Origin of the sequence: Methylobacterium sp. J-070 (assembly GCF_022829385.1) — a bacterium.
Taxonomy (GTDB): domain Bacteria; phylum Pseudomonadota; class Alphaproteobacteria; order Rhizobiales; family Beijerinckiaceae; genus Methylobacterium.
Genome location: NZ_JAKSXX010000270.1, coordinates 1 through 3,532 on the forward strand (window position 1 = coordinate 1; position 3,532 = coordinate 3,532).

General features: G+C 67.5%; 3 protein-coding genes. All 3 read left to right on the forward strand.

Going from position 1 to position 3,532, the window contains the following annotated elements; translation table 11 throughout:
- Window positions 1-252 precede the first annotated feature (252 nt).
- Entirely contained in the window at window positions 253-1,068 is an 816-nt protein-coding gene (locus MKL01_RS30845; RefSeq protein WP_243908996.1) for a hypothetical protein, read from the forward strand.
- Window positions 1,069-1,499: 431 nt separating this feature from the next.
- Window positions 1,500-2,606, forward strand: a complete 1,107-nt coding sequence (locus tag MKL01_RS30850; protein ID WP_243908997.1) for a hypothetical protein — start codon at window positions 1,500-1,502, stop codon at window positions 2,604-2,606.
- A 73-nt stretch (window positions 2,607-2,679) separates the two neighbouring features.
- Window positions 2,680-3,532 (forward strand): PAS-domain containing protein (locus tag MKL01_RS30855; RefSeq protein WP_243908998.1); only part of this gene is annotated, 853 nt, incomplete at its 3' end.

The following is a 3,532-nucleotide window of genomic DNA, read 5'->3' on the forward strand; positions in this document are numbered from 1 at the left end:
GCGGGGCGAAAGCAGGCGGTCCAGGCACAGCTTCATCGCGCCCCCGTCGCCGGCCAGGGCCTGCTCGATGGCCTTGCGGGACAGGGCTTCCGCCTCGCCCTCGAAGATCGCCTCAAGGGCCAGCGTGGAGCGGTTGCGCGAACCCAACGCCCCTGCAGGAGCGCATCGCGGTCGCCGGTGCCGATCTGGCCGTCAGCCCCCGACCTCGGTGTGCAGCCGGGCGCGCAGACCCGCAAGGATAGCGCCGCGCAGATGGTGCGCTCGCATCTGAACGAGCTGCTGCGTGATGGCGTGCCGGGCTACGCGCAGGCGAACGACGCATCGTCTGCCCTCGCCCGTCAGATCGAGGCCGTGCAGTCGGGCAGCGATTTGTTGCGGTCCGGCCAGGGTGCTACCGCACCGGCCGACCTCGCGCGGCAGCTTGCCGGCATGGCCCCGGCCGAGCGCGCCGCGATGGCGCAGGGTTCTCGTGCGGCGATCGACCAAGCGGTTGGGACGAAGCCGAACGACCTCACCGCCCTCCAGGGCCTGCTTCAGATCGACCCCCGCAGCGGTCAGGGTGGGTGGAACACCGCCAACCTCGCCCAGCTTCACGGCGAGGATCCGGTGAACCGGATCGTCGGGGCTGTGAACCGGGAACGGGCGTTCACCGACGCGGACAGCAACATCGTTCGGAATTCCCAGACGGCACAGCGGACCCAGGCGGCCGACCGGATCGCACCGCGCACGACGATGGGGGACGATCTCGGGGGGACGATGGCGGGGCTCGTCGGCGGCCCGAAGGGTTATGCCCTGTCGCAGGCTGCACGGGCCGGTAAGGCGGTCATCAATGCCATGGGCCGCGAGTCCGATGTGGCGCGCAACCGTCAGCTCGCGGATGCCGTGACGATGACGCAGGGCGACAGGCTGGAAGCCCTGCTGTCGGCGATCCAGGCTCGTGGCGTGACGCAGCAGCGGGCGGCGGCACTCGGCCAGCTTGGAGCCCGCGGAACGCAGGCGGCGATGCTGTCTCAGTCGGATCGAGTACGGCCGTACTTCCCAGCAGCCCTACCAGCTTTTGGGCGGTGAGCGCGCCGAGCGTAGATGTCAGCGCCTAGCCAGATAGGTAAGAAAATGGCCCAGAACCCAGTGTGGCCGATATGGTCGATCACCCACGGATACGACCATTCCACGCCGCCGCGGATGGCCCAGCCCAACACCGTCATGACGACGGCGAAGACGATGAGGACGGTCGGGGGTTCGGCCCAGCGGCGCATGTCTGAGAATGTGGCCCCGCCTCGCGGTTCTGTCGATAGCCTCGGATTTGGCCTGAGAAGGTCCAGAAAAGGCAACAGGCGAAAACCGCACTCGGCTACTCGCAACCCAGCGACGGCCGCCAGCGGGCCAGATTTCGCAACGCAGGGGCATTCCGCATGAGTGACGGGCCGAGCTTCGGAGGCTTGCCCTCCTTCACGGGTGGCGATGCGCCGTTGAGCCCGTCCATCCAGGAGTGGCTGCAGATGCAGCAGCTCGCCCAGGCGCAGGGTCAGGGCGGTATGGGTCAGCACGTGCCCCAGGCCACGCCGCCGGGGTTCACCGGGTACCAGCCGCAGACGCCGCCAACGGGAACACCGACGCCCGTGGTGCAGCCGCAGGCGCAGAGCCTCGCCTCCGCGGCCATGAGCGCGCTGGGCCCGAACAGCGCCGAGGCGGCAACGCCGGATCCGAACGACATCCGCGGCCGGTTCATCTCGACCCTGCAGCAGGGCGGTCTGACCAACCCGAACGGCCTGGGCGCGGTCGCGGCCTACGCGCAGCATGAGAGCCGCTATTCGCCCTCGAACATCACCGGATCATGGTCGGACCCAAGTGAGAGCGGCCAGGCCGGCACGTCGGGCGGCATCCTGTCGTGGCGCGCCGATCGTCTCGACAACATGCGCGCTGCGACCGCCGGCGCCGCCGATCCAGTCGCGGCGCAGGCCAAGTTCCTCCTCCAAGAGAACCCGCAGCTCACGCAGGGGCTGCAGAGCGCCGGCAGCCCCGAGGAAGCGCATCGCCTGATGGCGGACGCATGGAAGTTCGCGGGCTACAATCGCCCCGGCGGTGAGAACGCGGCGCGGCTGGCGACGACGCGAGCCTACGCCAACAGCTTCGCGAACGGGCAGGCCCTGCCGAGCCCCGGTTCCTCGTCGGTTTCACCTGGCATCGCTCGACCGGCCGGGACCTCGATGGGCTCGACCGCGCAGGCCGGCGGGTTCGGGCTCGCCGGCGTCCAGGGTCTCGGGTCGGCCGTACCGGGCCAGTCATCGCCGACGCCAGACGTGGCGTCCCTGTCCGGGCAGCCCCTGACAATGGACGGCCCTCCCGCGCAGCCGCAGAGCAATTCCTACGGCAACATCGCCAATGCGCTTGGCGCCCTGAAGCAGCAGCAACAGCAGCAGAAACCGCCGCAGCAGATGAAGCTGGCTCAGCCCTACCGGCCGCAACCGATCGGCCTACAGCAGGCTCAGCAGATGTTCGACCCAGGAAATTCTACGGCACCCTGCGCAATGCCGGGGTGCGAGGCGTTTGACACGCAGAAATTGTATATCCAAGTTTCGGAAAGGAACCGGAAAGACCTGTCGTGATAGTTGCGGTCTCGGCTGAGATGGGCGCCGTTCGGCCAAATGTTCGCGCAAGCGACCGACAGGATCCCTGAACATGAGCATTAGGGCGGACGCGCTGCGCGAGAAGGCGAAGCTCCTCGACACCGTCCTGGACACGATGGATCAGGGCCTGATGATGATCGACGCCGCCGGCGTCGTTCAGGTGTGCAACGCACGCGCCATAGCCTTGCTCGATTTGCCGCTGGAGTTGATGCGGTCCCGACCGACCTTCGAAGCAGTACGACAACACCAGCTCGCGCACGGTGAGTTCGGCAAGTCGAGTGAAACCCTGCGCCAGTGGGTAGCCAACAACGGCCTGGAACGCGGCGCTCACACCTACGAGCGCGAGCGCCCTAACGGTACTGTCTTGGAGATCCGAACGGTGCCGCTGCCGGAGGGTGGCGCGGTGCGTACCTTCACCGACATCACCGCTCGCACGCGCGCCGAGGAGACGCTGAGAGTCAGCGAGGCACGTCTTGCCATGGCGCAGGACGCTGGCAGCGATGGGCTGTGGGATTGTGATCTCACGACCGGCGAGGCGTGGTCCTCGGATCGCTGGTGGGGCGTACTCGGCTACGAGCCCGGCGAGTTGGCCAGTCATGCCCACACATGGCGCGCGCTAATCCACCCTGAGGATACAATTCCGGCAGAGCGTGCGCTAGCCGAGCATCTGAGCGGGCGCATGCCGACGTTCGCGTGCGAGCATCGGATGAAGCGTAAAGACGGCTCTTGGGCGTGGATGATGACGCGCGGCAAGGTCGTATCGCGTGATTGCGATGGGCGAGCGCTGCGGTTCATCGGCACGCAGATCGATATCAGCGCGCGCAAAGCGGCCGAGGGGCAAATTGCTCATATGGCTCGCCACGATGGTCTCACCGACCTGCCGAACCGCGCTCTGTTTTACGAGC

Bases quoted from the DNA above. Each gene is read 5' to 3' on its own strand.
- MKL01_RS30850 (WP_243908997.1), top strand. From the start codon at position 1,500: ATGCAGCAGCTCGCCCAGGCGCAGGGTCAGGGCGGTATGGGTCAGCAC.
- MKL01_RS30845 (WP_243908996.1), top strand. From the start codon at position 253: ATGGTGCGCTCGCATCTGAACGAGCTGCTGCGTGATGGCGTGCCGGGC.